Here is a 25,409-nt window from a genome sequence, read left to right as displayed (position 1 = left end):
GTCACGGGATGGTGGCGGCCGCAGTGACGGCTCGGCAGATGGGTGGGCTCGTGAGGACGGCGGTGTTGTCGGTGATCTGGTCGATCGCGCCGGTCAGGGGACGGGTGCGCAGGGACGGGTCGGTGATGGCGTCGCGCAGGGCCTCGGCGAAACGGTCGCCGCCGATCACCTCGTAGCCCCGGTCGTGGAACTCACGTCGTGTCGGGGGGAGTTCTGCGGCCAGGCCGAGCTCGTTCTGTCTCTCGGCGGCGGCCTCGAGGGCGGTGCACACCGCGTCCTCGCGGGAGCGGGCGTCGTCGGCGAACAGCGCGGCCGTCAGGTGCCAGGCGGACTTGTCGGGCGGCAGGGCGGCCATCAGCCACTTCGAATAGGGCGGCCAGCGGCGCGACTGGAGCAGGGACAGCCGGGCGATCTCGCGGCAGAGCCGGGCGGTGATCACCCGTGCGCCGCGGTCGTCGCCGGCCTCGGCCGCGCGGGCGGGGAACGGCTCTTCCTCGGCGATGCGCTGCCACTGGGTGGCCAGCACGTAGCGCCAGAGGTCGGCCGGATACCAGCGCAGGCTCTCGCGTACGCGGGAGATCGCACCGCCCGGATCGTGGAAGACTGCGCCGCCGGTGATCTCGGCGAAGCGCTGCCAGGGTGTGGCGAGCCAGTCGAGCGGGGTGACGCCGCCGGCCGGGTCGAAGCCGAGCAGGCCGTGGCACCACCGGGGGAACGGGGTGATCGTCACGTAGTGGTCGACCGGGCCGTCGGCGTCGGCCATCGTGCGCACCCGGGCGCCCGGCGGCTCGAAGTGGGTGGACCAGCCGCGGAAGCGTGTCGGCAGCTGCTCGCTGAGCAGGGCGCCGAGCTCGCCGATGTCGTCGTCGACGAACAGCTCGAGGCGCGGGCCCCAATCGTGGTCGGTGGATCGGGGCGTGTCGAAGCCGAGCACGTCGGAGCCGGGGCCGAGGCGGGCGGCTGCATGGGGCCGGTGGCCGAGGAGCGGGCGGACCGCCTCGGCGTAGAAGAGGCGGGCGAGTTCGACGCCGGGCAGGAATGCGGTCATGGCGAGGACCGTAGCGGGCGGCTCCGACAGTTTCGCGCCGATAAGGTCGGCCTGTGGAAAACCTGCTCCGTCCGGGATGGACCGTCGAGGAACTTGTTTACAGCACGGCGAACGAGGTGACCGGCGGAGTCTGGCGGGTCCACCGTGACGGAGGCACCGCGATCCTCAAGATCGCGACGCCGCGGCGAGAGGGCGCAGCCGGCCACCTGGCGGCCAGCGATGATCCGGGTCATTTCAACTACTGGCGGCGCGAGCCGGCGGCGTACGCGTCCGGGTTCGCCGCGACCGCCCTGCCCGGCCTTCCCGGGCCCGAGTTGTACGAGGAGGTGGACTGCCCCGACGGGTCGGTGGCGATGTGGCTCGAGGACGTGACCGGCACCGCCGGGCCGGCCGCCGACGTGTCCCAGCTGGGCGATGTTGCCTACCGCCTGGGTGGCGCGCACGCGCAGTGGCTCGGTCGCCAACCCACGGAGCCGTGGCTGGCGCGGGACTGGCTACGCGACTACACGATGGCGAACGCGTTCGACGCCGACCTCGACTGGGAGCACCCGGTGCTGGCGGCGGTGTGGGTGCCATCGCTGCGGGATGGACTGCGCCGGTTGTGGGAGCGGCGGGCCGAGATCCTCGCGCGGGCCGACGACCTGCCGCGTACGTTGTGCCACCACGACGTCTGGCCGATGAACCTGGTCTTCGCGCAGCGCGGCCCGGTGCTGCTCGACTGGGCGTACGCGGGGCCGGGGGCGATCGGCGAGGACCCGGCGAACCTGGCCCTGGACACGTTCTTCGACGGCCTGATCGACATCGCGCTGCTCGACGACGTGCTCACGGCCGTGGCCGAGCAGTACCGGCGCGGCCTCGACGGCGCGGTCGACGACGAGACGGTCCGCCGCGCGATCATGACGTGCGGCGCGGCGAAGTACTTCTGGCTCGCGCCCCGCATGGTCACGGCCGCGATGAACGGCGGTGGTCGCAAGGCGGGCTACGACCAGCGCGGCCTCGAAGCGATGCTGGCCGGCCGCGCTCCGGTGCTGACGGTGGTCGCCCGCTGGGCCGACGCGGTGCTGTGAGGTTGCGGCGGACGTCGCTCGGCAAGCCTGAGGTTGTGAACGCCGCTGCGCGCGCTCGGCGTCGGGCCGAACGTGCGCAGCGGCTACAGTGAAGCAGCGGCGATGGTGGACGGGCCGCGTCAGGCGGCGGCCGCGGTTGCCTTCTCGGGCTGGGTGGCTGGGCGGCGACCCAGCGACAGCAGCGCTGCGAAGGCGAGGCCGAGGACGGTCCACATGACGGCCTGGGTGCCCAGGGAGGTCAGGCGGAACGACCACAACAGGTCGGGCGGGAAGGTGGCGGGAACTTCGTTGATGTTCGGGAGCAGGGCGTAGCCGATCACCACGACGACCACGAAGCCGGTCACGGCGGCGATCGCCTGGCGCCACTCGGTGGGCTGGGTGCGTTTCGCGACCACGGCGGCCCAGACCGCGACCAGCCCGATGACGACGATCGCCAGGTAGCTGATCGTTCTCTGGTTGATCGTGTCGGGGTCGCCGACGGCCGGTGGGTTCGGCGGGTATTTCACGTACGGCACCAGCACCAGGCCCAGCAGGGCGGCGCCGGCCAGGCTGAGGGCGGCGCGGGTGTCGCTCGCGGTGCGCAGGCGGCGGCGGAGCAACGTGTACGCCACGGCCAGCAGGCCACCCATGGCCGCGCCGTACAGACCGGTGGCCAGGAACAGGCCGCCCTTCTGGCCGCCGCGGCTGACGAGCGGTTCTTCGTGACCGGCTTCGGCGGAGGGCACCTGGGCGGCGGAGGCCGCTTCCTCGATGGCGATGGCCGCGTCGATCTTGGGCTCGCCGAAGCCGTACGCGAAGAAGCCGGCCAGCAGACCGGCGATCAGGCCTGCGAGCAGACCCCGGAGCAGCAGGGCGCCGAACGTGGGCGCCTTCGAGCCCTCGCTCAGTGGCACGGAACGCCGAGCAGGTGGCGGCCGTCGTGCATGAGCTCGTGCAGGTACATGCCGCTCTGCGACACCGCACCCTGGTCGAACGCGACCAGGTAGGTGATGAGCAGCATGAACGCGACGACGGTCAGGGCCGTCCAGAGCAGCCGCGGGGAGACAGCGGGGGTGCTCACGTGACCTGCGGTCGTGGCCTTGGGCATGGCAGGAACCTCCTTGCGGGATGACGCGTCCCGGATGACAGGCTGCGACGGGTGAGCGTCCTGACTCACGAGGACCGAGACCCTCGTTCACAGTGGCGCGACCGCACCGGAATCTCACCGGTTTCCCTCACGACGCCGCAGATGGTTCCCACAACCTAACTGTGTGATCGCTGGACGCACAACAGGGGTTGTCGCACCCCCTCGATACCATCCATGCGAATCGCTGCCACAGGTGCGGAGGTGTTCGATGGACTGGCGTCGGCCGGCCGCCGCCGGGGCGGTGCTCGTCGCGGTGCTGACGGTTCCCGCGCCGGCCCGCGCGGCGGTGGTCTGTGAGCAGCCGGGTGCGGCCGCGCCGGTCGCCGCGGGCGTTCCGACCGAAGACCAGGTGTACGACCCCAAGCGGCTCGCCGGGTTCGCCACGGGCGCCGGCGTGCGGGTCGCCGTGATCGACTCCGGCGTCGACGCCGAGCATCCCCAGCTGCGCGGACGTGTCGAGGAGGGGGCAGATTTCCTGCACGGCGAGCAGTCCGGCCGGCAGGACTGCGCCGGTCACGGCACAGCGGTGGCGAGCATCATCGGGGCCGCGCCGGCCGGCAACACGGGCTTCCAGGGGCTCGCGCCCGACGCGGTGATCGTCCCGGTGCGGATCAGCGAGCAGCTCGAGATCGGCGGCGACGTGGTGGGTGACCGTGGCACCCCGGCCCAGTTCGCCGACGCGATCGACTGGGCGGTCGACGAGGGCGACGCCGACGTGATCAACCTCTCGCTCGTGATGACCGAGAACAACGACGACGTGAAGGCGGCGGTGGCCCGGGCGATCGCGGCCGGCGTGGTCGTCGTGGCCGCCGTCGGCAACAAGGGCGGCCCCGACGACGGCAATCCCGATCCGTTCCCGGCCCGCTATCCGGGCGTGATCGGGGTCGGGGCGATCACCAGCAGCGGCGTACGCGCGTCGTTCTCCCAGCGCGGCGACTATGTCGACCTGGTCGCGATCGGGGAGCCGGTCACGGTGGCCAACCGGGTCTCCGGGCACGCGTCGGTCAGCGGCACCAGTTTCGCCACGCCGTTCGTTTCGGCGACGGCGGCCCTGCTCAAGCAGCGCTTCCCGGCGATCACGCCGGCCCAGGTGCGGCAGCGGATCGTCGCCACGGCCGACCCGGTGCCGGGCGGTGCGTCCAGCGCCGAGTACGGCCTGGGCGCGCTCAACCCCTACCGGGCACTGACCGCGACGTTGAACACCGAGGGCCGCGCCGAGCCGGTCCCCGAGCGGATGGGCGCCAACGACCCGGCCGCTGTCGCGCTGGCCGCCCGCCGTGAGCGATCCCAGCGCAACGCCATGCTGTTCGCCGCGATCGGCGGCGGCGTCGTGCTTCTGCTGGGCATTGTTGCGGTCGTCGTCCGCTCCGGCCGCCGTCGCGCCTGGCACCCCGCTGACCCCGGCCCCACCGACTGACTACCCGCCGCGCCCTACGCCGCCCCGGCCATTGTGGGCGCGCGGCTCCACCGACTGACCATCCGCCGCGCCCTCGACGACCCGACCATCCTGGGCGCGCGCGGCCCCACCGAGTGACCTCCCGCTGCGCCCGAGAGTAGGTACGCCGGGAGCGATGGCCACCCAAAGCGCGTTGCGCGGGGCGCCGGTGATCCGCCGTGCGTCAGCCGGGCAGAGTGCCCGGGTGGGAGGCTTTGCCGGTCGAGGGGCGAAAGTAAGAAGCGCAATGCTCGGGAACGTGTTCCTGGGTTGCCGTGAGGGGGTCCACGGGGACCCTGCTGGGCCTCAGTAGGGTGCGGGCATGGGATTGAAGTACGCCGTTGGTCTGCCGACGGTCGGGGAATTCGGGGACGTCCGGCGGATCGTCGAGCTGGGGATCGCGGCCGAACGGCACGGATGGGACGGCGTGCATCTGTGGGACCACCTGCTCTATCACGACCCGGACTGGCCGGTCACGAACGCCGTGGTGGCGGCGTCGGCGATCGCGGCGGCCACCGAGCGGGTGCAGATCATCCTCACGGTCGTGCTGCCCCGGCGGCAGGTGCAGGACGTCGCCCAGGAGACAGCCGCCCTCAACGTCCTGTCCGGTGGGCGGCTCACCGTGCTGCCGATCATCGGCTCGCTCGACCGGGAGTTCACCGACTTCGGCCTCGACGCCGACCTGAGGGCACGCGGCCGCGCCCTCGACGAGCGGATCGACCGGCTCAGCGCGTTGTGGGCCGAGTGGGGCGCCGGTCGCATCCCGATCTGGTGCGGGGGGCTCTGGCCGCACCGCCCGGGTCTGCGCCGGGCCGCCCGCTTCGACGGCGCCATGCCCATCTACGAGAACCAGCGTGAACGCAACGTCCCCCTCGACGAGTTCGCCGCGACTGTCGCCTTCGTCCGAGGCGAGTCCGAGCGGCAGCCGCGTCGGGTGAACCGCCCGTACGACTTCGTGCTGGAGGGCGCCACCGACCCGGCGACGGCAGCGGAACAGACAGCGCCCTACGCCGAAGCCGGCCTGACCTGGTGGATCGAGGCGCTCGGCTACTGGCGCGGCGGCGTTGCCTTCGCCTCGGAACGGATCAGCCAGGGCCCACCGGCTCGGACCCAGGTGGCCTGATTCGGCGTCGGATCGCCTCGGCGGCGGCGGTCCCGCCACCGAAAGGCTCGGCGGGCGACGCGTCCCCGGCCACCGAAAGGCTCGGCGGGCGACGCGTCCCGGCCACCGAAAGGCGGCCACCAAGGGCACGGAGGAACAGCGCGGCGGACCGGCGCCGGGAGAAAGCCGGAAGGCGCAGGTCGTACGATCGCCCGGCACCCGCAGGCACAGGACGAGCGGCAGGGGAGGGGCGGTGCGGCCACTGCGGCACGGCTACACGAACGACACCCGCGGCGATGGGTCCGTGGTGGTCAAGCGCTACCAGGGCGGCATCGACGAGGCGCTGCGCCGGGGCACCGAGCTGAGCCTGCTCGAGCGGCTCCCGCCCGGCTTCCCCGTGCCCAAGGTGCTCGGCGTGCCCGAGGGCGCGCTTCAGCTCGAGCAGCTGCCCGGCCTGCACGGCCAGGATCTGATCGACGAGGGGCTGGCCCGTCCGGTGCTGCGGTCGTGCGGCGACCTGCTGCGGCGGCTCCAGCAGGTCGACGTGGGCCGGGTCTTCCCGGGCACCGCGGCCGGCACCGGCTGGGTCGTGGTGCACGGCGACTTCGGGCCCAACAACATGCTGTTCGACCAGGACACGTTCCGGGTCACCGGGTTGCTGGACTGGGAGTGGGCGCACCCGGGCGACCCGATCGAGGACCTCGCCTGGTGCGAGTGGATAGTCCGGCGCCACCACCCGCGGGCCGTCGCCGACCTGGACGACCTGTTCGGCGGGTACGGGGTGCGTCCCTCGTGGGCGCGCCGGCAGCGGGCGGCCGTGGCCCGGTGCGAAGGCTTCGTGGAGCGCTTCCGTCACGGGCCGGCGGCTGCCCGCCGCCGGTGGCAGGAGAACCTGACGGTCACCCGGTCCTGGTCGGAATAGGCCGGAACTCCAGGAACACGATGCCCGGGTTGGGGAGCTCCAGGGTGACGTCCTCGCCCGGCGCGACGCGCCGCGGCGGCTCGGACTCATCCAGGCGGTCCGCCTCGGCCAGGGCCTCCCACTGCGTGGGCGACGGCCACTCGCCGTCGAACTGGGCGGCGATGTTCCCGTGGGTCTGGTCGACCCGCCACATCCGCAGCCGGTGCGGCGCGGTCAGGCCGGGCCGCAGCACGACCCTGCGGTGCAGGTGCGGTTCGCCGGCGGTCCGGCTGTGGTCGAGGGTGCTGTTGAACAGGAGCACCCCGGTTCCGCCGTCGTCGTAGCGGGACGCCCACGCCGAGACCAGGCTGTTCGCGCCGTCGCCGGACAGCGACACCGGCAGCTCCTCGGGGCCGAGCCGGGCCGCCAGCGACAGCGCCCAGAATTTCGGCTTGGCCAGGTTGCCCACGGTGAGCAGCCCGAAGCCGCCGTGGAACAGCCGTTGCGGGCGGCCCAGCTCCTCGAAGTGGTCGCTGGCCACCCAGGGTGCGAGCGCCTCGATCCGCCCGGACGCCGAGTGCATGCCCTTGAGCAGGAACGCCGCCGCGAACACGGTGTCGTTGATCGGGTTGCCGTGGGTGGCGGTGACGCCCCATTCGGTCCACAGCAGCGGACGGTCGCCGGCCAGCGGGCGCAGGTCGAGCGGCAGCGTCCCGTACACGTGGGTGGAGATGAAGTCGGCCGAGGCGGGCGTGTCCTCGACCCAGCCGACCGCTGCCGTGGCCGGGCCGCCCACCCGCAGGCCGGGGTCGACGTCGCGCACCGCCCGCGCGGTGAGCTCGTACAGCTTCCAGTACTCCTCGGTCGTGCCCGACCAGAACACCGACAGGTTGGGCTCGTTCCACGCCTCGAACCACCAGGTCGAGCGCACCTCGTCGAGTCCGTAGCGGTCGACGACGTGCGCCGTGAAGGCCCGGATCAGGTCGTACCAGCGGTCCCAGTCGCGCGGCGGCGAGATGATGCCCTGATACGTGAAGACCGTCTGCGACGGATCGCGGGCCAGGTCGCGGGGCATGTAGCCGAACTCGACGACCGGCGTCAGCCCGATCGAGCGGACGGCGTCGTAGACGCGGTCGACCCGGCTGAAGTCGTACACCGGCTCGCCGCCGACCTCGCGGTAGACGCCCACGTCGTCGCCGAGGATGTGATGCGCGCGCACCGTCCGCACGCCCAGCTCGTCGTGGACGCGCCGCAGCGCCTCGGTCAGCTCCTCACCGATCAGCCGCCCGCCGGTGACCTCGGCCGACAGCAGGTGCGACAGATGCTCCGAGCCGACCATCGCCTCCCACACCCGCGGCAGCGGCGAGGTGTCCGAGCCGACGTTGACGGTCACCATCGGGGGCTGCGAGATGTCGACGGCGGGCACCGGGGTGGACACCGGCCCGAGCGCGGTCACCGTTTCCAGGGCAGCGACCGCGTACCAGCCGCCCCGCCCGGCCGTGGTGTCGGCGTAGGGCCCGTGCGGCACGGCCAGGACGTCGCCACCGCCGTGGTCGACGACCTCGAACGGCCCGTCGGCCGAGTCGGCCCGGTGCACCGCGTAGCCGATGGCGCCCGGCACCGCGTCCCACGAGACGCTGACCTGGCCCCGGCCGCTGACCGCGAAGACCCCGGTCGGTGCGGGCAGCGTCGACTGTTGCGGTTTTCCGGGCGTACGGTCCTGAGCCCCGCCGCCGCCCATCAGGGTGGCCCAGCGGGACCGGGCCTGGTCCTCGATCGTCATTTCATCGACCTCCCAGTTGCGGCAGCCTCTGCCCGGCCGGCACGTTGAACGTCTCGCGGGCGAGCAGCGGCCTCACGGCCCGTTCGAACCGCGGCGTCACGAACGCCTTCTTGATGACGTCCTTGGCCAGGTGGTTACCCAACGCACCCATGATCATCGATTGATCGAGGGAGAGATACCGCTGGGCGACGGTGCCCGAGCGCACGGCGACCGCGTCGTAGAACCCACCCGGCCCGTACGCACCGAGGTTGCTCTTCATCTTGGCCAGGTTGGCCCGGACGGGCCCGGGCGCGTACGGCAGAGCCAGGAAGGCCGCGTGCGGCGTGACCACACCGTCGCCGTAGACGGCGGGTGGCCCGGCCGGACGGCAGTCACCGAAGCCGGCGTCGTACCTGCCGCCCTCGACATCGGACGGGTAGCCGTCGGTGTCCATGCCCATGGCGTCCACGCCGTACACCCCGTACCCACCGAACGGGTTCGACGCCGGCGAGAACCCCCAGTAGCCGTACCGGGCGTCATTCAGCCCGTGCTCGATCTGCGCCGCCACCGTCGCCCGGTGGTTGCGGCCCCAGCTGCGCGGACCCCACGCCGCCTCGGGCACGAACAGGTCGGGCATCAGCGCCTCGAACATGTCGCCGCCCCACGACGGCACGAACGTGATGCCCCGGTAGCGGTACGAGCCCTCGTAGACCTGCCGGCCCAGGTGGGTGGTGGTGAAGCCCTGCGGCTGCATCTCCTGCCACGAGTAGTCGCAGCTGTCGGGCAGGGTGCGCATGGTGTCGAAGTACGCGGTGGCCGGTATCTGCCCCGAGCCGATGCCCAGATAGGTCGCCATCCGCGGCTCGGTCACGGTGATGTCGTAGTGGTTGCAGGTGAACCAGACGCCGTCGGCCGGAGAAGCCACCGAGCACCCGGGCGGCTGGGTGTCCCAGAAGCCGCCGCGGATCAGCCCGCGCGTGCCGATCGGGGACGTCGCCGCCGGGTTGAAGGAGAAGCCGAAGTCCATCCGGTCGAGCACCCGCGCCGCCTTGCCCCGCAGCGACGGGAATCCACCCTGCACGACCTGCAGCGCCGCGGCCAGCCACCCGTTGTCGACGCTGGACAGGAAGGGCGTCACCGCGGTGCCGTCCGGCAGCACCGTCAGCACGTCTCCGGTGTGTGGGTTGTACCAGTTATAGAACATGCCCGATCTGTCGTGGTGGCGCAGCGAAGCAAGCGTGGTCAGCGTGCGATCAACCCGCTGCGTGGCTTCCCGCGGCGAGATCAGGCCCAGTTCCCGCGCCACCAGAGCCGACCAGAGGTAACCGCCGATGTTGGTCGGCGAGGTGTAGGCATCCGGCGCGGACAAGTCGCCTGGAATGTTGTCGGCGACCAGGCCGGTGGCCGGATCGGTCATGGCGACCAGCGACTTCCAGGTGTCCTTGGCGTAGGCGCGTAGTGGATCGGGCGCGGCCTGCGCCACCTGGGCACCGCTCAAGATCATCACTAGTGCGAGGACTGGCACGAGTAGGCGTCTCACCGAGTGCTCCTTCTATTTGAGTCCGGTGGTGGCGATGCCGCGCATGAAGTGCCGTTGCAGCGCCAGGAAGACGATCAGGACGGGCAGCACGACCACGACCGCGCCCGCGAGCAGCAGGCCGTAGTAGATGCGGTTCTGCCCGATGGCGTAGAGCGCGAGGGCCACCGGCAGCGTGTACTTGTCGTCGGTCGTGGCCACCACGAGCGGCCACAGGAAGTTGTTCCACGAGCTGAGGAACGTCAGGATGCCCAGGGTGGCCAGGGCCGGTTTGCACAGCGGCAGCACGACCCGCCAGAAGATCCGCCACTCGCCGGCCCCGTCGACCCGGGCCGCCTCGATCAGGTCGTCCGGGACGGCCAGCAGGAACTGGCGCATCAGGAACACGCCGAACGGCCCGGCCAGGAACGGCAGCACCAGGCCCGCGTACGAGTTGGCCAGTCCCATGTTGGACACGAGCACGAACTGCGGCACGAAGGTCACCATGCCCGGCACCATGAGCATGCCCAGCACGACCAGGAACAGCGCCTTGCGCCCGGGGAAGTCGAGCTTGGCCAGGGCGTACCCGAGCAGCGAGCAGAACAGCAGGTTCCCCAGCGTCACCAGCACGGCCACGATCGCCGAGTTGGCGAAGTACTGCGGGAAGTCGAGCCGGTCGAACAGGTCACGGTAGTTGCCGAGCGACCAGGTGGACGGCCACCAGGTCGGCGGCACCGAGCGGATCTCGGCCTCGGTCTTGAACGACGACAGCAGCATCCACAGGAACGGCCCGACCACCACCAGCAGCCCGGCGACCAGGATGGCGTACAGCGAGAGCTTGGCGACGCGGTCTCTAGTCATCACGGCTCCCCAGCAGCCGGAACTGCAGCACGGACAGGGCGACGACGGCCACGAACAACACGTACGAGGCCGCCGCGGCGTAGCCGTAGTTGCCGAACCCGAACTGGTTGTAGATGTGGTAGCTGACCGACAACGTCGAGCTGAGCGGCCCGCCCTGGGTCATCACCAGCGGCTCCTCGAACAGTTGCAGGTAGCCGATGCCGGTGATGACCGCGCCGAACAGCAGGGCCGGGCGCATCAGCGGCAGCGTGATCCGCCGGAACTGCTGCCACCGGCCCGCGCCGTCGAGCCGCGCGGCCTCGTACAGATCGGTGGGAATGCCCTGCAGCGCCGCCAGAAAGATCACCATGAGCGAGCCGAAGTTGCGCCACGCGGCCATCACGATGATCGAGCCCAGCGACGTGCTGGTGTCCCCGAGCCAGTTCGGCCCCGTGATCCCGACCTGGGCGAGCAGGTTGTTGACCAGGCCTGCCTCGGGGTCGAGCAGGAACCGCCAGATCACCGCGATGGCCACGATGCTGGTGACCACGGGCAGGTAGAACCCGACGCGGAACAGCGCGCGGAACCGGATCAGGCCCGAATTGAGCCCGTTGGCGGCGGCCATGGCGGCCACGATGGTCAGCGGCACGCCCAGACCCACGAAGACGAGCGTGTTGATCGCCGAGCGGACGAACAGGTCGTCGGAGAACAGCCTCGTGTAGTTGTCGAGGCCGACGAAGTTCACCGACAGCGGCGTCCGCAGGTCCGTGGCCCGCATGTCGGTCACGCTCATCACCAGCGAGGCGATGACCGGCAGCAGCGCGAACACCAGGAACAGCACGGTGAACGGGGCCGCGAAGGACCAGCCGACCCACTTCCGGCGCCGTTTACCGGCCGGGGCGACGCGGCCCGCCTCAGCGGGCCGCGTCAGGACCGCGGTCACGAGCCGGTGCCGATGGATTCGGCCTGGCTCTGCACCGCCTTCAGCGCGGCCGCGGGGTCGGCCCCGGCGACGCACACCTTCTCGGCCTCGACGTCGAACGTCGCGGCGAGCTGGGTCCAGGTCGGGAAGGACGGTGGCGCCTTGGCCGACTCCAGTTGCGTCCCGAACACCTTGAGCATCGGGTCGGCCGACAGCGCCGGGTCGTCCCAGGCCGATTGGACGGCGGGCAGGTCGCTGACCGCCTGGTACCACTTCACCTGGACGTCGGGCTTGCTCAGCCAGGCCAGGAACTTCCAGGCGGCGTCCCGGTTCTTGGCGTCCTTGAAGACGGCCAGGTTGCTGCCGCCGATGAACGAGGTCGACGACTGCTTGGTGGGCATGGGCGCGACCGCGAACTTCCCCTTGGCGCCCTGCTCGTTGAGGATGCCCACGTGCCACGGGCCGGACATGAACGCGCCGATCTCACCCTTGACGAAGGCCGGCTCGAGCGCGCCCTGCGGCAGGTCGGCCGGGGACAGCTTGTCCTTGAAGAACGACTGGTAGTACGTCAGCGCCTCGGCCATCTGCGGCGTGTCGAACGTCCATTTACCGTCGGCCTCGATGGAAGCGCCGTTGGACCAGCCGAACGGCAGGATCGACTGCCAGCTGCCGGTCTTGCCGGGCTGCAGGCTGATGCCCCACTTGGCGCCGGCCTTGTCCTGCAACGCCTTCGCGAACGCCGTCAGGTCCTCCCACGTCGTCGGGCCGTCCGGGAAGCCGGCCTTCCGGGCCAGGTCGGTCCGGTAGAAGATGCCGCGCGTCTCGACGTACCAGGGAATGCCGTACGGCGTGTCGTCGACGACCGTGGTGTCCCACGCGCCCGGGAAGAAGGCGTCCTTCTGGAACAGGTCAGCCGGGGTGGGGTCGAGCGCGCCGGTCTTGGCGAACTCGCCCTGCATGGTCGTGCCGATCATCGACACGTCCGGGGTCTGCCCGGCCGCGATCGCGCTCGAGATCTTCTGCTGCGCCGAGTCCCACGGCACCGCGGTCACATTGACCTTGGCCTCCGGGTTCTCGGCGGTGAACGCCTTGGCGAACTCGCCGAGTTTCTCGCCCTCGGTGCCCATCGCCCACACGGTTATCTCGCCGGTGGCCTTGCCCTCCTCCACGGCCTTGGCGGTCTCGCCGCCGCCGCTGTCGTCGCGGCCGCATCCCGCGGTCACACTCACCATCAGGGCCGCGGACGCTGCCACGGCCAGCCATCGCTGTCTCATGAACGCACCTCCTCGTGCACGCCGCAGCTCTGCCGGATCACCAGCTCGGTGGCCAGGATCCGGCGGCGGGCGGCTGTCCTGTTCTGTTCTGAGCTGTTCTCGTCGATCCGCCGGTTCAGCCAGCGGGCCGCGGTCGCGCCGAGCTCGCGCATCGGCTGCCGCACGGTGGTCAGTCCGGCGAACCGGGCCGCGAGCAGGTCGTCCCAGCCGGTCACGGCCAGGTCCTCGGGCACGCGCAGGCCCTGTTCGCTCGCGGCGAGCAGCACTCCCAGCGCGACCTCGTCGTTCGCGCAGATCACGGCGTCCGGCTTCGCGCGGGTCAGCAGCTGCTCGGCGGCGCGCCGGCCCGAATCAAGGTCAAGACCCTTCCCGCGTACGAGGGTCAGACGCGCCCCCTTCGACCCGGCCCGCACACCGGCGTACCGGCCGGCGACGTCGGGCGACTCGTCCGGGTCGCCCAGGAACGTGAGCGTGCGGTGCCCATGCCCGACCAGGTGCTCGGCCAGCGCCCGCGCCGTGCCGGAGTTGCCGGCCCGCACGGTGTCCACGCCGTCGACCGGGTCGCGCGCCAGCAGCACGACGGGCAGTCCGGTGCTCGCGATCCCGGCCACCACCTCGTCGTCGACGGTGCGGCCCATCACGGTGAGCCCGTCGACCCGCCCGGCCAGCTCACGAACGGCGGCCGCCGCGTCCGGCCGCCCGTTGGTGGCCAGGATCAGCACGCTGCTGCCCGAGGCGGCCGCGGTCGCCTCGTACCCCAGCACCACCTCGGCGTAGTAGGGACCGATCAGGTCGGGGAAGACGATGCCGTTGGCCGCGTGGCGCCCCTCGGCCAGCGAACGTGCCGGCCGGCTGGGGGTGAAGTTCAGCTCGCGGGCGGCGCTCCGCACCCGCTCCCGCGTCTCGGCCGTGACCAGATCGGAGTCGCGCAGAGCCCGCGAGACAGTGGCGATGGAGACATCCGCGAGCTGGGCCACCTGATAGATGGTCGCCTTTGAAAGCGCTTTCATCGCCATTGCCGGAACGTAACGCCGCTGTCATGACCCCGAAACTTGGGAGCGCACCCGCTTCACCATCCGGAATTAGCGCCAAATCGGATGAGTGCGTGGCGGGACCGTCGCAGTTGCTACCGTGCGGCCGTGATCCTGCGCCGGCTCGTCTGCTCCCTCGGCATCGCGCTTGCCCTCGTGGGCGCAGCCATGACCCCCGCCCGTGCCGCGGCTGTCGAGCTGTCCGCCTACGCGGGCACCTTCACCCCCGAGATGGCGGCCGGCTACTCCTATCAGCAGGGGTTCGGCGCGCAGTTCATCGGCGGCGAGGCCGACGCGTCCCTGCTGAAGGCCGTGCTGACCCTGCCGCCGAGCGTCAGCTACGACGGCCCCGGCGCGCTCGAGGGCCGCGAGGAGGCCGGCCCGTGCGTCCAGGACGGCGTCGATCTCACCTGCCGGGCGACCAGGGTCAGCCCCACCGAGCCCTGGCTCTTCCCGTGGTCGGTCAAGCTGCGCGTCGCGGACGGCACCCCGGTCGGCGCCGTGCTGCCGTTCCGGCTGGTGGTCTCGGCCGACGGTCTGCCCAACAGCCCGATCACGATCACCCGGCAGAGCCGGGTCGCGGCCGGGGCCGACCTCGGCCTGTCGGTGAAGGACCTGGAAGTCGGCGCCGACGCCGTGGCGTACACCGTGGTCGTGCGCAACAACGGCCCGATGACGACCGGCAGGTTCACCTTCCACGAGACCCACACCTACGGGCCGCGCTGGCCGGGCCGGGGCGCCAGCACGAAGCCGGGTCTGACCTGCCGGAACACGTCGGACAAGAACCAGTGCACCGTCCGCGACCCGCTCGCGCCCGGCGACGACTACGAAGTCCGGTGGACCGTGCCGATCCCCGCGAACTCGCCGCTGCGGGGCACGACGGTGAAGCTCGCCCTCCACGTCTTCGACTCGCCGTCCAACTTCGTCGGCTCGGTCTGGATCCACCCCACGTTCGACGCCACGAACGACAAGGCGAGCCTCACGATCGACCTGACCGCGCTGTCGCCGGATCCGTCGCCCGCACCCTCGCCGCCGTCCCCGCCTTCCCCGGCGGCGTCCGGTGGCACTGCCGCCCCGGCGCCCGGCGGCGGGGGCGGCCTGCCGATCACCGGCGCGCCGGCCGCGGCGGTCGCGCTGGCCGGGTTGGCGCTGCTGACGACCGGGGCGTTCGCCCTGATGACGGGTCGCCGTCGCAGGATCTGATCCGGGGCACCGTACGGCGTTGAGCCCTGCTAACCTCCGGCGGTGATCCTCCGCCGCATCGCCACCGTGCTCGGCTTCGCCGTCGTTCTCGCGGGTGTCGCCGCCACCCCCGCCCAGGCCGAGCCCGTCCACTCCGGCGTGCGTGAGATCGTCGCACCGGCCGAGTTCCCGCAGGGCTACGTGTGGAAGCTGACGCTGCGCGCCGACGCCTCGACCACGGGCGGGGACACCCTGCCGATCGATCCGTCCCGCCTCGCCGTCAAGCTCACCATCCCGGCCGGTGTCACGTACGCCCCCGGCGAGGGCGAGTCGTCCGGTCCCTGCGACCTGGCGGAAGGCGTCCTGACCTGCACGTCCACCCAGCAGCCGCCGGCCGGCAGCATGTTCACGTCGCTCGCCTTCCCGATCGAGCTCCGGGTCGGCCCGGACACGCCGATCGGCACGAAGCTGCCCTTCAAGCTGACGTTCGACGTCGAAGGCGGCCAGGAGGACTGGCCCAACGACAACACCCGCAGCTGGGAGATCACCGTGGCCGGGTCGGCCGACATGGGCATCGCGGTGAAGGATCTGGCGGTCGCCGAGGAGGCGGTCACCTACACCGTCGTGCTGCACAACTACGGCCCGCAGACGACGACGAAGTTCACCTATCACGAGACGTTCCCGGTGACGAACTGGCACGGCACCGGCGTGGGGCAGGGCGCGTCCTGCCGGTTCACCGCCGGCAAGAACCAGTGCACGGTGCGGCAGGCGCTCGCCCCCGGGCAGGAGACCGAGATCAAGCGCACGGTCCCGATCGCCGCGAACTCCAAGTGGCGCGGCACGAAGGTCCCGGTCGAGCTGTACGTCTACGACTCGCCGTCCAACTTCGCCGGCAGCGAATGGTTCGTGAACACGATCAACCCGGACAACGACAAGACCAGCTATGTGGCCGACCTGACCGGCCTCGCCCCGCCCGCGTCGCCGTCGCCCACCCCGTCGCCGTCGCCGTCCCCGTCCTCGACGGGCGGCACCGCGGCGCCCGCGCCCGGTGACGGCGGCGGTGGCGGCGGCCTGCCGATCACCGGCGCGGCCACGATGCCGTTGCTGCTCGGCGGCGTGCTCCTGCTCGTCGTGGGAGCGGGCGCTGTGCTGCTGGGCCGGCGCCGCCGCTCCTGACCCGGCCGATCAGTTTCCGGCGCCGCGACCGTCTCAACAACCATGGCGAAACTCCTGTACTCCGCGACGATGTCCCTGGACGGCTTCATCGCCGGCCCCGACGGCGACATGACCTGGATGGCCGAGCTGCCCGACACCGGCCCGCACACGGTCGCCGACGGCCTGTGGCAGCAGATCGGCTCCCTGCTGACCGGCGCCCGCACGTTCTTCGGCAACGACCCGAACGAGGGCACCGACCAGGAGGGAGCCTTCGGCGGCCTGTGGTCGGGCCCGCAGTTCGTGCTGACCCACAACCCGCCGGACAGCCCCGTCCCCGGCACCACGTTCGTCACCGACCTGCACGAGGCGGTGACCGCGGCCCGGGCCGCCGCCGGCGACCGCTACGTCAACGTCCTGGGCGCCGACGTGGCCGCCCAGTGCCTGGCCGCCGGCCTGCTCGACGAGATCCTCGTGTTCGTCGCTCCCGTCCTGCTGGGTGACGGCACCCCGCTGTTCCGCCACCCCGGCGGCCGGGCCGTGCCCCTGGAAGAGATCTCGTCGACGCCGGGACCGATCCCCTCCGTCTGGTACCGCGTTCCCCGCTGAGAGGCCGCCCGTGTCCGAACGCATCGTCAGCCCCGCCGGTCTGGGCTTCCTGCTGGTCGACTCGCACCCCGCCGGCTGCTTCCGCACGGTCGCCGACATGCGGGAGCAGCTCGGCGAGGCCCGGGCGCCGGGCAGGAAGCCGACCGCTCTGGTGATCGGCTCGAGCGCTGGGTACGGACTGGCGGCCACCGTGGCCGGCCTGACCCGCCACGGCATCGAGGGCATCGGGATCGCGTTCGAACAGCCGCCGGGCCGCCGCACGGCAACCGCCGGCTGGTACCGCACGATCGCCACCGCGAAGCTGTCGCCGGCGTTCACCTTCCTCAACGCCGACGCCTTCGCCGACACCACCAAGCAGCAGGCGCTCGACCTGATCGCCGACCGGTTCGGCGGCCTCGACGTCCTGGTCTACAGCGTCGCCGCGCCCCGGCGCACCGACCCCCGCAGCGGCACCACCCACCAGTCGGTCATCAAGCCGCTGGGCGCCGAGCACACCACCCGGACGCTGGGCTTCGATCGCGACGGCCGCCCCGAACTGCGGGAGGTGACCGCCGCGCCCGCCACCGAGGACGAGGCGGCGGCCACGGTCAAGGTGATGGGCGGCGAGGACTGGTCGTGGTGGGTCGAGGCGCTGGCCTCACGTGATCTGCTGCGCGACGGGTTCACCACCGTGGCCCTGTCCTACATCGGGTCGAAGCTGACGTCGGCCATCTACCGTGACGGCACGATCGGGGCCGCCAAGGTCGACCTGGAGAACACCGCGGCCGCCCTCACGGAGCGGTTGACGCCGGTCGGTGGCCGGGCGTTCACGTCGGTCAACGGCGCGGCTGTCACCCAGGCGTCGACGGCCATCCCCGGGATCGCCCTCTACGTCAGCCTGCTGCGCAGCGTGCTGGGCGACCGGATGCAGTCCCCGCTGGAGCAGTCGGTGCAGCTCTGGGACCAGCTGACCGGCGCGGCGCCGCTGGATCTCGACGACGAGGGCCGGATCCGCCTGGACCGCTGGGAGCTCGACCCGGCGGTGCAGGCGGAGGTGGCCCGGCGCTGGGCCGCCGTCACTCCGGCCACGGTGGACGAGGTGGCCGACATCGCCTGGTTCCGCCGCCAGTTCCGGTCCCTGTACGGCTTCGACGTCCCGGGCGTCGACTACACCGCCCCGGTCGAGACCGACCAGCCCTGGCCCGCCTGATCCAGCGCGGCCCGTACGGACTCCGGTCCGGCGGGGAGCAGGGGGAGGCGGACGTCCGGGGTGGCGATGCGGCCCTGTGCGTACAGGACGCCCTTGATGACCGTGGGGTTGGGCTCGGCGAACAGGGCTGCCGACAGCCGGGCCAGGCGGTGGCCGAGGGTGGGTTCCCAGGCGTGCGTCAGTGCGGCGTATGCGGCGGTGGCGAGGTGGGCCGAGGCGACGATGCCGCCGTGGGCGCCCAGCGCCAGCAGGGGGGAGATGAAGGCGTCGTCGCCGCCGAGGATCGCGAAGCCGGCGGGTGGGTCGGCCATCAGGGCGATCGTGTCGGCGTCGATGCCGCCGACGGCCAGCTTCATGCCGGCCACGCCCGGGATGGCGGCCAGGCGGCGGATGGCGTCGGCCGGCAGGGGCTGGGCCGTGCGGTACGGGACGTGGTAGATCACCAGCGGCACCGGGCTTTCGGCGGCCAGGGCCGTCAGATGGGCGACCACCCCGTCGGCGCCGGGCCTGACGAACGGGGGCACGAGAGTCAGCGCGGCCGTGGCCGACGCGGGCACCGCGCGCAGCCCGGCGGCGTCGTTGGCGCCCACTATCAGCTGGGCGTCGCGGCAGACGCCGGTGAGGACGGTGAGGACGGAAGCGCGCTCGGCGGGGGTCAACGACGACGGCTCGCCGGTGGTGCCGAGCGCGACCACGCCGCTCGCCCCGGCGTCGAGCACGTCAGCGGCCAGGCGCTCCAGCGCGGGCAGGTCGACAGTGCCGTCCGGGGCGAACGGGGTGATCAACGGGACGTAGAGGCCGCTCAGAGTCATGCGGTCACGGTCTCAACGCGTACGCGTAAGGTCTATTTAATTCTGCTCGTCGACACTTAAGCAGCGCTGAAGTAAGCGGCGCACGCGATGTTGTCCGGCGCCCCGCCCTCGCGGGCGGCGGCGATCAACTGTTGAACAGCCTCGTCCGGTGATTGCGCCGAGGTGAGCACCGCCCGCAGCGTGTCCCGGGGCACGACCGTCGACAGCCCGTCCGAGCAGAGCAGGTATCGGTCGCCGGGCAGGGCCGTCCGCAGGGCCAGGTCGGCCTCGACGCCCTCGCCCCAGCCCAGCGCCCGCACGAGCAGCGCCCGCTGCGGATGCCCGGCTGCCTCCGACGCGGTCAGTTTGCCCTGGTCGACCTGCGTCTGCACCCACGTGTGATCCTGGGTCAGCAACGACAGTTCGCCGTTGCGCAGCAGGTAGGCCCGGGTGTCGCCGATGTGCACGAGCGCGAGTTGCGACCCGCGCCGCAGCAACGCCGTCAGCGTGGTCACCGGCTCGTCGTCCGGGCTCAGGCCCCGCACCGTACGGTCGGCCGCCGTGACTGCCGAGGCCAGCGCCGTCAGCAGCTCCGTGCCCGGGCCGGCCGTCAGCTCCAACGGCTTCAGCGCCTCGATCGCCGCCGCCGCGGCGGCCGCCCCGAACGGTCCCCGCGTGCCGTCGGCCACGGCGACCAGGTGCTCACCCGCGTACGCCTGGTCCTCGTTGGTGTCGCGCCCGACGCCCGGGTCGGTGCCCGCGGCGAAACGGTAGTCGCTCATGGTGGTGTCCTTCCCCGACAGATGCTCGACGAGGGCGGACGTCAGCCGGGCGCGGGCCGCCGTGTCGGCGCTGACCTGCTGCCAGAACCCGGCGACGGCGTCCGCGGCCGCCCCCGGGGGCAGCGCGCACACCTCCCGGATCTCGGCCAGCGGCATCCCGATCTCGCGCAGCTGCGCGACCAGCCGGGCGTGCGCCGCCTGCGACGGGTCGTAGAACCGGTAGCCCGACTCGGCGTCGACCGCGGCCGGCGCCAGCACACCGAGCTCGTCGTAGAGCCGCAGCGCCTTGGGCGTCAGCCCCACCGCGCGGGCGAACGCCCCGATCGTCAGCAGCCCCACAGCGACATCCTCCTCGTGCCGGTCACCACGACCGGCACGACTCACCCTGGGCCTTGCCCGAGGGTCAAGGTCAAGGTCGCGGCCCGGATCGTCAGGTACCGCTTCTCGGGTTCGCTGGCCGTCGCCGCCGCGGCCAGCCGGTACTGCGCCACCGCCCCCGCGGGGTCGCCGGCCAGCTCGAGCAGGTGACCGCGGGTCGCCGCGACCCGATGGTGCTCTGTCAAGGAAACGGTGTCGACCAGGGCGAGCCCGGCCGCCGGCCCGTCGACCATGGCCACCGCGATCGCCCGGTTCAGCGCCACCACCGGGCTGCCCGTGATCCGTTCCAGGATCCCGTACAGGGCGGCGATCTGCGGCCAGTCCGTGGCGTCGACCGAGGCGGCCCGGTCGTGCAGCGCCGCGATCGCCGCCTGCAGCTGATATTCGCCGACCCGGCCGCGCCGGAACGCCGCGTCCAGGACGGCCGTGCCCTCCTTGATCCGGCCGGCGTCCCACAGCGTCCGGTCCTGTTCGGCCAGCGGCACCAGATCGCCCGCCGGCCCCGTGCGAGCGCCCCGCCGCGCGTCGGTGAGCAGCATCAACGCGAGCAGGCCGGCCACCTCGCCGTCCTCCGGCAGCCGCTCGTGCACCAGACGGGCCAGCCGGATCGCCTCCGCCGCGAGCTCGACCCGGTGCACGGTCGTCCCGGCGCTGCTCGCGTACCCCTCGTTGAAGATCAGGTAGAGGACGCGCAGGGCCGCTCCCAGCCGCGGCTCCCCGCCGAACGGCGCGCCCGACGCGCGGATCTGCTGCTTGGCCCGGCTGATCCGCTGACCCATGGTCTTCTCCGGCACGAAGAACGCGCGCGCGATCTCCCCGGTGCTCAGCCCGCCCACCGCCCGCAGCGTCAGCGCGACGGCCGACGTGTCGCTCAGGGCCGGATGGCAGCACAGGAACAGCACATCGAGCGTGTCGTCGCGGTCCACAGCAGGCCCGGCCGGTCCCCGGCGTTCCGCGAGAACCTCGCGTCGGCGCCGGGCCTGGTCGCCGCGCAGCTGGTCGAGCATCTTGCGCTGCGCCGTCTGAATCAGCCAGCCGCGCGGGTTCGCCGGCATCCCGTCCACCGGCCAGCGGGTGGCCGCCGCCAGCAGGGCCTCCTGCACCGCGTCCTCGGCCGACTCGAAGTCGCCGAACCGGTGGGTGAGCACGCCGACGACCTGCGGCGCCAGCTCGCGCAGCAGGTCGATCACCGCTCGGACCCGAGGGCCTCGAAGTCGGCGGCCTCCATCACCCGCCGTACGCCGATGGGCTGCCGCAGCGGCACCCCGCCCGGCCCCGGCACGGCCGAGATGCGGGCGGCGATCTCGAAGGCGCGCTGCTCGTCGGCCACCTCGACGAGCTGGAAGCCGGCCAGCATCTCCTTCGACTCCGGGAAGACGCCGTCGGTGACCACCGGCGCGCCGCCGTCGCTGACGACCTCCTTGGCGAACTCGGGCCCGGTCAGCGCGTGCTGGTCGACCAGCTCCCCGCTGTCGAGCAGCTCCTCGCGCAGCGCCCCGTAGTAGTCCATGTGGGCCTTGACGTCGTCCGGCTTCCACTCGTCCATCGGAGTCTCGACCGCCCCGGGCCGGTGGTCCACGATGAGCAGGTACCTCGGCATTGCTGTCTCCCGTCCTCGTTCGTGCTGTCACCGGTTGAACGGAGCCGCCCGACGGATTTCTACCTCACCGCCTCGCCGGGCCGAAGAATTCTCGGGGCGCCCGGATCCGAGTGGTCGATCAGCGCATCGGCCCGGTCCTGCGGTCGGCAGGCCGCGAAATACAACCGCTGCCCGCCGACGTAACGGGCCAGGCTCGGATGGCCCGGATCGGGGTGCGAGCCGTCCCGCGCGGCCATCCGCGGCACGGTGACCTCGAACGGCGCGTCCAGGAAGATCGTGAACTCCCAGCACCCGCGCAACTCGTCCCGGTGCAGGAACAGCCCGTCCACAATCAGCACGGCGTCGTCCGGCGCGGTCTCCCACTCCAGATCCAGAGCCGCGTCCGTACGAAGATCGTGCACGCGCCGCCGAAAGCGGCGATCACCCCCGGGCCCGAGCGGCTCCAGCACATTGCGCCGCAGAGCGGGATAATCGTAACTGTCCAGCCAGAAGCCCTCGGCCGACTGCCGTCCCCGCCGATGCCGCACGGCACGCGGCTGATGGAAGTCGTCGGCCGACACCTGGACGACCTCCCGGCCGCCGGCCCGCAGCGCCCCGGCCAACTCGGCGGCGAACGTGGTCTTCCCGACCCCGTCCACCCCGTCGACGGCGACCCGGGCCGCTCCCCGTGGCACCAGCCCGGCGATGCGAATAACCGTGGCAGAAATCGGCGGCCTCCTGGCACCGTGACCGGTCATGGACCTGGACATCTTCTACCGCCACTACCCCGCGGTCGAGGCCGACGTGCAGGCGGCCCTGGACGAGAGCCTCACACCACGCGGCCCCGACCTGCTGTACGACCTGGTGGCCGCGCTCAGTCTGCCGCCCGGCGCGCGGGCGCTTGACGTCGGCTGCGGCGACGGCGCCCACACCACCCGGCTGGCAGCCCGCTTCGGCTTCAGGGTGACCGGTATCGACCCGGTCGCGGCGCCCGGTGTGCACGCGGCGGGCCGGGCGACGGAGTTGCCGGTCGCCTCCGGGTCGGTCGATCTGATCTGGTGCCGCGACGTGCTCGTCCACGTCACCCCGCTCGACCGGGCCTACGCCGAGTTCCGCCGGGTCCTGCGCCCCGGCGGCCGGGCCGTCGTCTACCAGATGTACGGCACTGCGCTGCTGGCCCCGGCCGAGGCCGAATGGCTCTTCCCGACGATGGGCGTGGCGCCCGCCAACGCCGACCCGGCGACCACCGAGGCGGCGATCGCTGCGGCCGGGCTGAGCGTCGACCAGCGCATCGAGCCCACCAGCGAGTGGGGCGAATACGCCGAGGAACACAGCGTCAACGCCCCCGGCCGTAAGCTGCTGCACGCCGCCCGCCTGCTCCGCGCCCCGGAGCACTACGTGCAGCGGTTCGGCCGGGCCACGTACGACATAGCCCTCGGTGACTGCCTGTGGCACGTCTACCGCATGCTGGGCAAACTGACCCCGCGCATCTACGTGCTGACGAAGCCCGCATGAACAGCCGGCCCTGGGCCTCAACGCGCGGCGGCGTCGGCCGGCGGCTTGAACTCCGGATACAGGTCGAAGCACCTCGTGATCTCGTCGACCGCCTCCGCGGCGGCCGCCAGCCCGGCGAGGACGTCCAGTGATTGGTCGAGCTCGTCGTGCGGTTGATCGAGAGGCTCCACCTGGAGGCGGTCGCACCAATACCAGCCGGCGACCTCCACCTTGTTCAGGGCGGCGACGTCGTTGATCAGGCTGCCCCGCAGCTCGTCCCAGCCCCACAGTTCTCCGTTGCCGTACGCGGCCGGCTGGGAAGCGCCATCGCGACACAGGTTCCAGGCGGTGACGCCGTCCTGGAAGTCGTCGCCCGTCAGGTTGCTGCGCCCGGTCTGGGGGTCGGTGAGAATCCAGCGGGAACCGTCCCAGTACTCGACCACCCAGTGGTCGATCCAGCTTTGCGCCGCGAAGTAGCCGGCGAAGCCGCATCGGATGCGGGCCGGCGTTCCCATTGCCCGCAGCAAGGCGCAGTGCAGCAGCGCGAAGTGGTAGCAGAAGCCGAACATTCGCTGCTCGGCGGGCCGCTCGCGATTCAAGGGCGCCGCGTCGATGCCGACCACGTTGTCCAGGATCGCTTCGGCGCCGACGGTCTCCTTCTGCGCCATGCGCTCGGCCGAGAATCGCAGGCCCTGAATCTCGGCTGTGTAGTTGTGGATCAGCAGACCTCGCACGACTGCGCTGAGTGCCTCCGGGCCGGTCGGAGGGCCGGGCGCCTGGTCCAGGTGACGCCCGAGGCCGGAAGTCGCGCTCGGCTGCCGATAGAACTCGGCTATCTCCTTCATACGGTGGGAGGGTACAAAATTCGTCAGCGGTGCATGATCCAGGTGGGGAGCGGGGTCTCGATCTCGCCGGTCACCTGCCAGCCGGCTTGGCGGTAGAAGTCGACGTTGGCGGGGTTGCTGGTCTCCAGCACGGCGGGCAGGCCGTCGGCGGCGGCCCGGTCGAGACCCGCGTGCATGACGGCCTGGGCCCAGCGGCGTCCGGTGTGGTCGGGGTGGGTGCCGAGCACGCCCAGATACCAGAACGGCTCGCTCGGCAGGGCGGCGTGTACCGCCTCGTCGTACGCGCGGACCCGCTCCAGCGCGTCGGCCGGGAGCACCGACTCGAGAGTGTCACCGGCATGGGTGACACCGGGCGGCTCCCAGATGGCGGTGGCGGCGCCGCCCTGGATCGTCCAGATGGAGCGGTGGCCGACGCGTTTGTCGAAGCACGCGCCGAAGAACGCCTCGGCGTACCGGGGGTACGTGTCGTCGTCGGGGAAGACGTGGCGCAGTGCGGGATCTTTCACGAACGCGGCGACGAGAGCCTCCAGGACGCCCCGGCGGTCGTCCGGCCCGGCAACAGTGATCACAGGGTCGCAGCCTATCGCGCGTAATCGCGTTGCGTGTCCGGCTCACGACGGGCTCACTGCACGCATGGCTCTCGACTTCGCCGCCGCGTACGACGAACTCAACCCGGCCGACCACGACCACCGCTTCTACGCCGCCCTGGCCGCCCGGCTCGGCGCCACCAGCGTTCTCGACCTGGGCTGCGGCACCGGCACGCTGGCGCGGTTGCTGGCCCGGCGCGGCCTGTCCGTGGTGGCCGTCGACCCCGACCCCGAGATGCTGCGGGTGGCCCGTCGCCGTCCGGGGGCCGAGCTCGTCGACTGGCGGCTCGGCCACAGCGACTGCGCCGACCCGGGCGCGGCGAGCTTCGCGGTCATGTCGGGGCACGTGGCTCAGGTGTTCCGCGACGACGCGTCCTGGGAGCGCACGCTGCACGACCTGCACCGGGCGCTCGTTCCCGGCGGCACGCTGGCCTTCGAGTCTCGCAACCCGTCGGCCCGCGCCTGGGAGCGCTGGACCCGGGAGGCGACCCTGCGCACCGTGGACACCCCGGACGGTCCGGTCGAGTTCTGGCACGAGACGGCCGAGGTCACGCTGCCGCTGGTCGCCTACGACACGTTCACCCGCAACGTGCGCACCGGCGAGCAGACGTCGACCCGCGACGTCCTCGCCTTCCGCGACGCGGAGACCCTGCGCCGGTCACTCGAGGCGGTCGGCTTCCGGCTCTCCTTCTCGTACGGAGATTGGGACGGAAAGCCGGAGGCGGCGATCACGCCCGAGATCATCCTCGTCGCACAAGCAGCCGCTTGCACAAACAACCGTTTGTATTAGAGTGCGG

General features: G+C 71.9%; 26 protein-coding genes and 1 riboswitch. Of the genes, 10 read left to right on the top strand and 16 right to left on the bottom strand.

Annotated features, from left to right (window positions below; genetic code table 11):
• Window position 1: 1 nt before the first annotated feature.
• The gene (locus tag KXC43_RS19645) at window positions 2–1,048 is read right to left on the bottom strand and encodes a DUF4037 domain-containing protein (RefSeq protein ID WP_221377545.1); all 1,047 of its coding nucleotides are present in this window, start codon (window positions 1,046–1,048) and stop codon (window positions 2–4) included.
• Window positions 1,049–1,101: 53 nt separating this feature from the next.
• Between KXC43_RS19645 and KXC43_RS19640 the strand changes: the two genes are divergently transcribed.
• Window positions 1,102–2,115 carry a phosphotransferase gene (locus KXC43_RS19640; protein ID WP_308129153.1) on the top strand — a complete coding sequence of 338 codons (1,014 nt, stop codon included), beginning with the start codon at window positions 1,102–1,104 and terminating at the stop codon, window positions 2,113–2,115.
• Window positions 2,116–2,234: 119 nt separating this feature from the next.
• Here the strand turns inward: KXC43_RS19640 and KXC43_RS19635 are convergent, their stop codons facing one another.
• Together KXC43_RS19635 and KXC43_RS19630 are read right to left on the bottom strand one after the other, a co-directional pair.
• Window positions 2,235–3,008 (bottom strand): CbtA family protein, encoded by a 774-nt coding sequence (locus tag KXC43_RS19635; protein ID WP_221377544.1) that lies wholly within the window; start codon window positions 3,006–3,008, stop codon window positions 2,235–2,237.
• Window positions 2,999–3,202 carry a CbtB domain-containing protein gene (locus tag KXC43_RS19630; protein WP_221377543.1) on the bottom strand — a complete coding sequence of 68 codons (204 nt, stop codon included), beginning with the start codon at window positions 3,200–3,202 and terminating at the stop codon, window positions 2,999–3,001. The genes KXC43_RS19635 and KXC43_RS19630 overlap by 10 nt, the downstream gene beginning before the upstream one ends.
• Window positions 3,203–3,207: 5 nt before the next feature.
• Window positions 3,208–3,356: riboswitch (adenosylcobalamin (AdoCbl) riboswitch) on the bottom strand.
• Between the two features lie 93 nt (window positions 3,357–3,449).
• Here KXC43_RS19630 and mycP point away from each other — a divergent pair.
• From mycP to KXC43_RS19615, 3 genes are all read left to right on the top strand, one after another.
• Window positions 3,450–4,658 (top strand): type VII secretion-associated serine protease mycosin, encoded by a 1,209-nt coding sequence (gene mycP, locus KXC43_RS19625; RefSeq protein ID WP_221377542.1) that lies wholly within the window; start codon window positions 3,450–3,452, stop codon window positions 4,656–4,658.
• Window positions 4,659–4,998: 340 nt separating this feature from the next.
• Complete coding sequence (locus tag KXC43_RS19620) at window positions 4,999–5,799, top strand: LLM class flavin-dependent oxidoreductase (protein WP_221377541.1); 801 nt, start codon at window positions 4,999–5,001, stop codon at window positions 5,797–5,799.
• Between the two features lie 232 nt (window positions 5,800–6,031).
• A complete protein-coding gene (locus tag KXC43_RS19615) occupies window positions 6,032–6,700 on the top strand; it encodes a phosphotransferase family protein (protein ID WP_221377540.1) in 669 nt (222 codons plus the stop codon).
• On the opposite strand, the gene KXC43_RS19610 is transcribed toward KXC43_RS19615, so the two are convergent.
• The 6 genes from KXC43_RS19610 to KXC43_RS19585 are packed head-to-tail and all read right to left on the bottom strand — an operon-like array spanning window position 6,678 to window position 14,009.
• A complete protein-coding gene (locus tag KXC43_RS19610) occupies window positions 6,678–8,462 on the bottom strand; it encodes a GH39 family glycosyl hydrolase (protein ID WP_221377539.1) in 1,785 nt (594 codons plus the stop codon). The genes KXC43_RS19615 and KXC43_RS19610 overlap by 23 nt on opposite strands.
• A gap of 1 nt (window position 8,463) precedes the next feature.
• Window positions 8,464–9,981: a glucoamylase family protein gene (locus KXC43_RS19605; protein WP_308129152.1), complete on the bottom strand. Its 1,518-nt coding sequence runs from the start codon at window positions 9,979–9,981 to the stop codon at window positions 8,464–8,466.
• 12 nt (window positions 9,982–9,993) lie between these two features.
• A complete protein-coding gene (locus KXC43_RS19600) occupies window positions 9,994–10,818 on the bottom strand; it encodes a carbohydrate ABC transporter permease (RefSeq protein WP_221377538.1) in 825 nt (274 codons plus the stop codon).
• A complete protein-coding gene (locus tag KXC43_RS19595) occupies window positions 10,811–11,740 on the bottom strand; it encodes a carbohydrate ABC transporter permease (protein WP_221377537.1) in 930 nt (309 codons plus the stop codon). The genes KXC43_RS19600 and KXC43_RS19595 overlap by 8 nt, the downstream gene beginning before the upstream one ends.
• The gene (locus KXC43_RS19590; RefSeq protein ID WP_221377536.1) at window positions 11,737–12,993 is read right to left on the bottom strand and encodes a sugar ABC transporter substrate-binding protein; all 1,257 of its coding nucleotides are present in this window, start codon (window positions 12,991–12,993) and stop codon (window positions 11,737–11,739) included. The genes KXC43_RS19595 and KXC43_RS19590 overlap by 4 nt, the downstream gene beginning before the upstream one ends.
• Complete coding sequence (locus KXC43_RS19585) at window positions 12,990–14,009, bottom strand: LacI family DNA-binding transcriptional regulator (RefSeq protein WP_221377535.1); 1,020 nt, start codon at window positions 14,007–14,009, stop codon at window positions 12,990–12,992. The genes KXC43_RS19590 and KXC43_RS19585 overlap by 4 nt, the downstream gene beginning before the upstream one ends.
• Before the next feature lie 123 nt (window positions 14,010–14,132).
• On the opposite strand from KXC43_RS19585, the gene KXC43_RS19580 reads away from it, so the two are divergent.
• The 4 genes from KXC43_RS19580 to fabV are packed head-to-tail and all read left to right on the top strand — an operon-like array spanning window position 14,133 to window position 18,156.
• Window positions 14,133–15,227 carry a hypothetical protein gene (locus KXC43_RS19580; protein ID WP_221377534.1) on the top strand — a complete coding sequence of 365 codons (1,095 nt, stop codon included), beginning with the start codon at window positions 14,133–14,135 and terminating at the stop codon, window positions 15,225–15,227.
• Between the two features lie 42 nt (window positions 15,228–15,269).
• Window positions 15,270–16,382 carry a hypothetical protein gene (locus KXC43_RS19575; protein WP_221377533.1) on the top strand — a complete coding sequence of 371 codons (1,113 nt, stop codon included), beginning with the start codon at window positions 15,270–15,272 and terminating at the stop codon, window positions 16,380–16,382.
• 42 nt (window positions 16,383–16,424) lie between these two features.
• The gene (locus tag KXC43_RS19570; RefSeq protein ID WP_221377532.1) at window positions 16,425–16,967 is read left to right on the top strand and encodes a dihydrofolate reductase family protein; all 543 of its coding nucleotides are present in this window, start codon (window positions 16,425–16,427) and stop codon (window positions 16,965–16,967) included.
• A 10-nt stretch (window positions 16,968–16,977) separates the two neighbouring features.
• Window positions 16,978–18,156, top strand: a complete 1,179-nt coding sequence (gene fabV, locus KXC43_RS19565) for an enoyl-[acyl-carrier-protein] reductase FabV (protein ID WP_221377531.1) — start codon at window positions 16,978–16,980, stop codon at window positions 18,154–18,156.
• Here fabV and KXC43_RS19560 read toward each other — a convergent pair.
• From KXC43_RS19560 to KXC43_RS19540, 5 genes are read right to left on the bottom strand one after another with little or no spacing between them, the layout of a single operon-like run.
• Window positions 18,114–18,968 carry a dihydrodipicolinate synthase family protein gene (locus tag KXC43_RS19560; RefSeq protein WP_221377530.1) on the bottom strand — a complete coding sequence of 285 codons (855 nt, stop codon included), beginning with the start codon at window positions 18,966–18,968 and terminating at the stop codon, window positions 18,114–18,116. The genes fabV and KXC43_RS19560 overlap by 43 nt on opposite strands.
• Before the next feature lie 56 nt (window positions 18,969–19,024).
• On the bottom strand, window positions 19,025–20,068 hold the full coding sequence (locus KXC43_RS19555; protein WP_221377529.1) for a MerR family transcriptional regulator: 1,044 nt from the start codon (window positions 20,066–20,068) through the stop codon (window positions 19,025–19,027).
• A gap of 41 nt (window positions 20,069–20,109) precedes the next feature.
• On the bottom strand, window positions 20,110–21,297 hold the full coding sequence (locus KXC43_RS19550) for an RNA polymerase sigma factor (protein WP_221377528.1): 1,188 nt from the start codon (window positions 21,295–21,297) through the stop codon (window positions 20,110–20,112).
• A complete protein-coding gene (locus tag KXC43_RS19545; protein ID WP_221377527.1) occupies window positions 21,294–21,707 on the bottom strand; it encodes a YciI family protein in 414 nt (137 codons plus the stop codon). The genes KXC43_RS19550 and KXC43_RS19545 overlap by 4 nt, the downstream gene beginning before the upstream one ends.
• A gap of 59 nt (window positions 21,708–21,766) precedes the next feature.
• Complete coding sequence (locus KXC43_RS19540; RefSeq protein ID WP_308129151.1) at window positions 21,767–22,381, bottom strand: nucleoside/nucleotide kinase family protein; 615 nt, start codon at window positions 22,379–22,381, stop codon at window positions 21,767–21,769.
• A 61-nt stretch (window positions 22,382–22,442) separates the two neighbouring features.
• On the opposite strand from KXC43_RS19540, the gene KXC43_RS19535 reads away from it, so the two are divergent.
• Complete coding sequence (locus tag KXC43_RS19535) at window positions 22,443–23,201, top strand: class I SAM-dependent methyltransferase (RefSeq protein WP_221377525.1); 759 nt, start codon at window positions 22,443–22,445, stop codon at window positions 23,199–23,201.
• A 17-nt stretch (window positions 23,202–23,218) separates the two neighbouring features.
• Here the strand turns inward: KXC43_RS19535 and KXC43_RS19530 are convergent, their stop codons facing one another.
• The gene (locus KXC43_RS19530; protein WP_221377524.1) at window positions 23,219–24,025 is read right to left on the bottom strand and encodes a transglutaminase-like domain-containing protein; all 807 of its coding nucleotides are present in this window, start codon (window positions 24,023–24,025) and stop codon (window positions 23,219–23,221) included.
• A 23-nt stretch (window positions 24,026–24,048) separates the two neighbouring features.
• A complete protein-coding gene (locus tag KXC43_RS19525) occupies window positions 24,049–24,594 on the bottom strand; it encodes a GNAT family N-acetyltransferase (protein WP_221377523.1) in 546 nt (181 codons plus the stop codon).
• Window positions 24,595–24,658: 64 nt separating this feature from the next.
• On the opposite strand from KXC43_RS19525, the gene KXC43_RS19520 reads away from it, so the two are divergent.
• Window positions 24,659–25,402, top strand: coding sequence for a class I SAM-dependent methyltransferase (locus KXC43_RS19520; RefSeq protein ID WP_221377522.1), 744 nt, complete (start codon window positions 24,659–24,661; stop codon window positions 25,400–25,402).
• The last annotated feature ends 7 nt before the right edge of the window (window positions 25,403–25,409 follow it).

This window comes from Paractinoplanes polyasparticus (genome assembly GCF_019710575.1).
GTDB lineage: Bacteria > Actinomycetota > Actinomycetes > Mycobacteriales > Micromonosporaceae > Actinoplanes > Actinoplanes polyasparticus.
The sequence above is the reverse complement of the archived record's forward strand: the minus strand, read 5'-3'. Positions and strand labels throughout refer to the sequence as shown.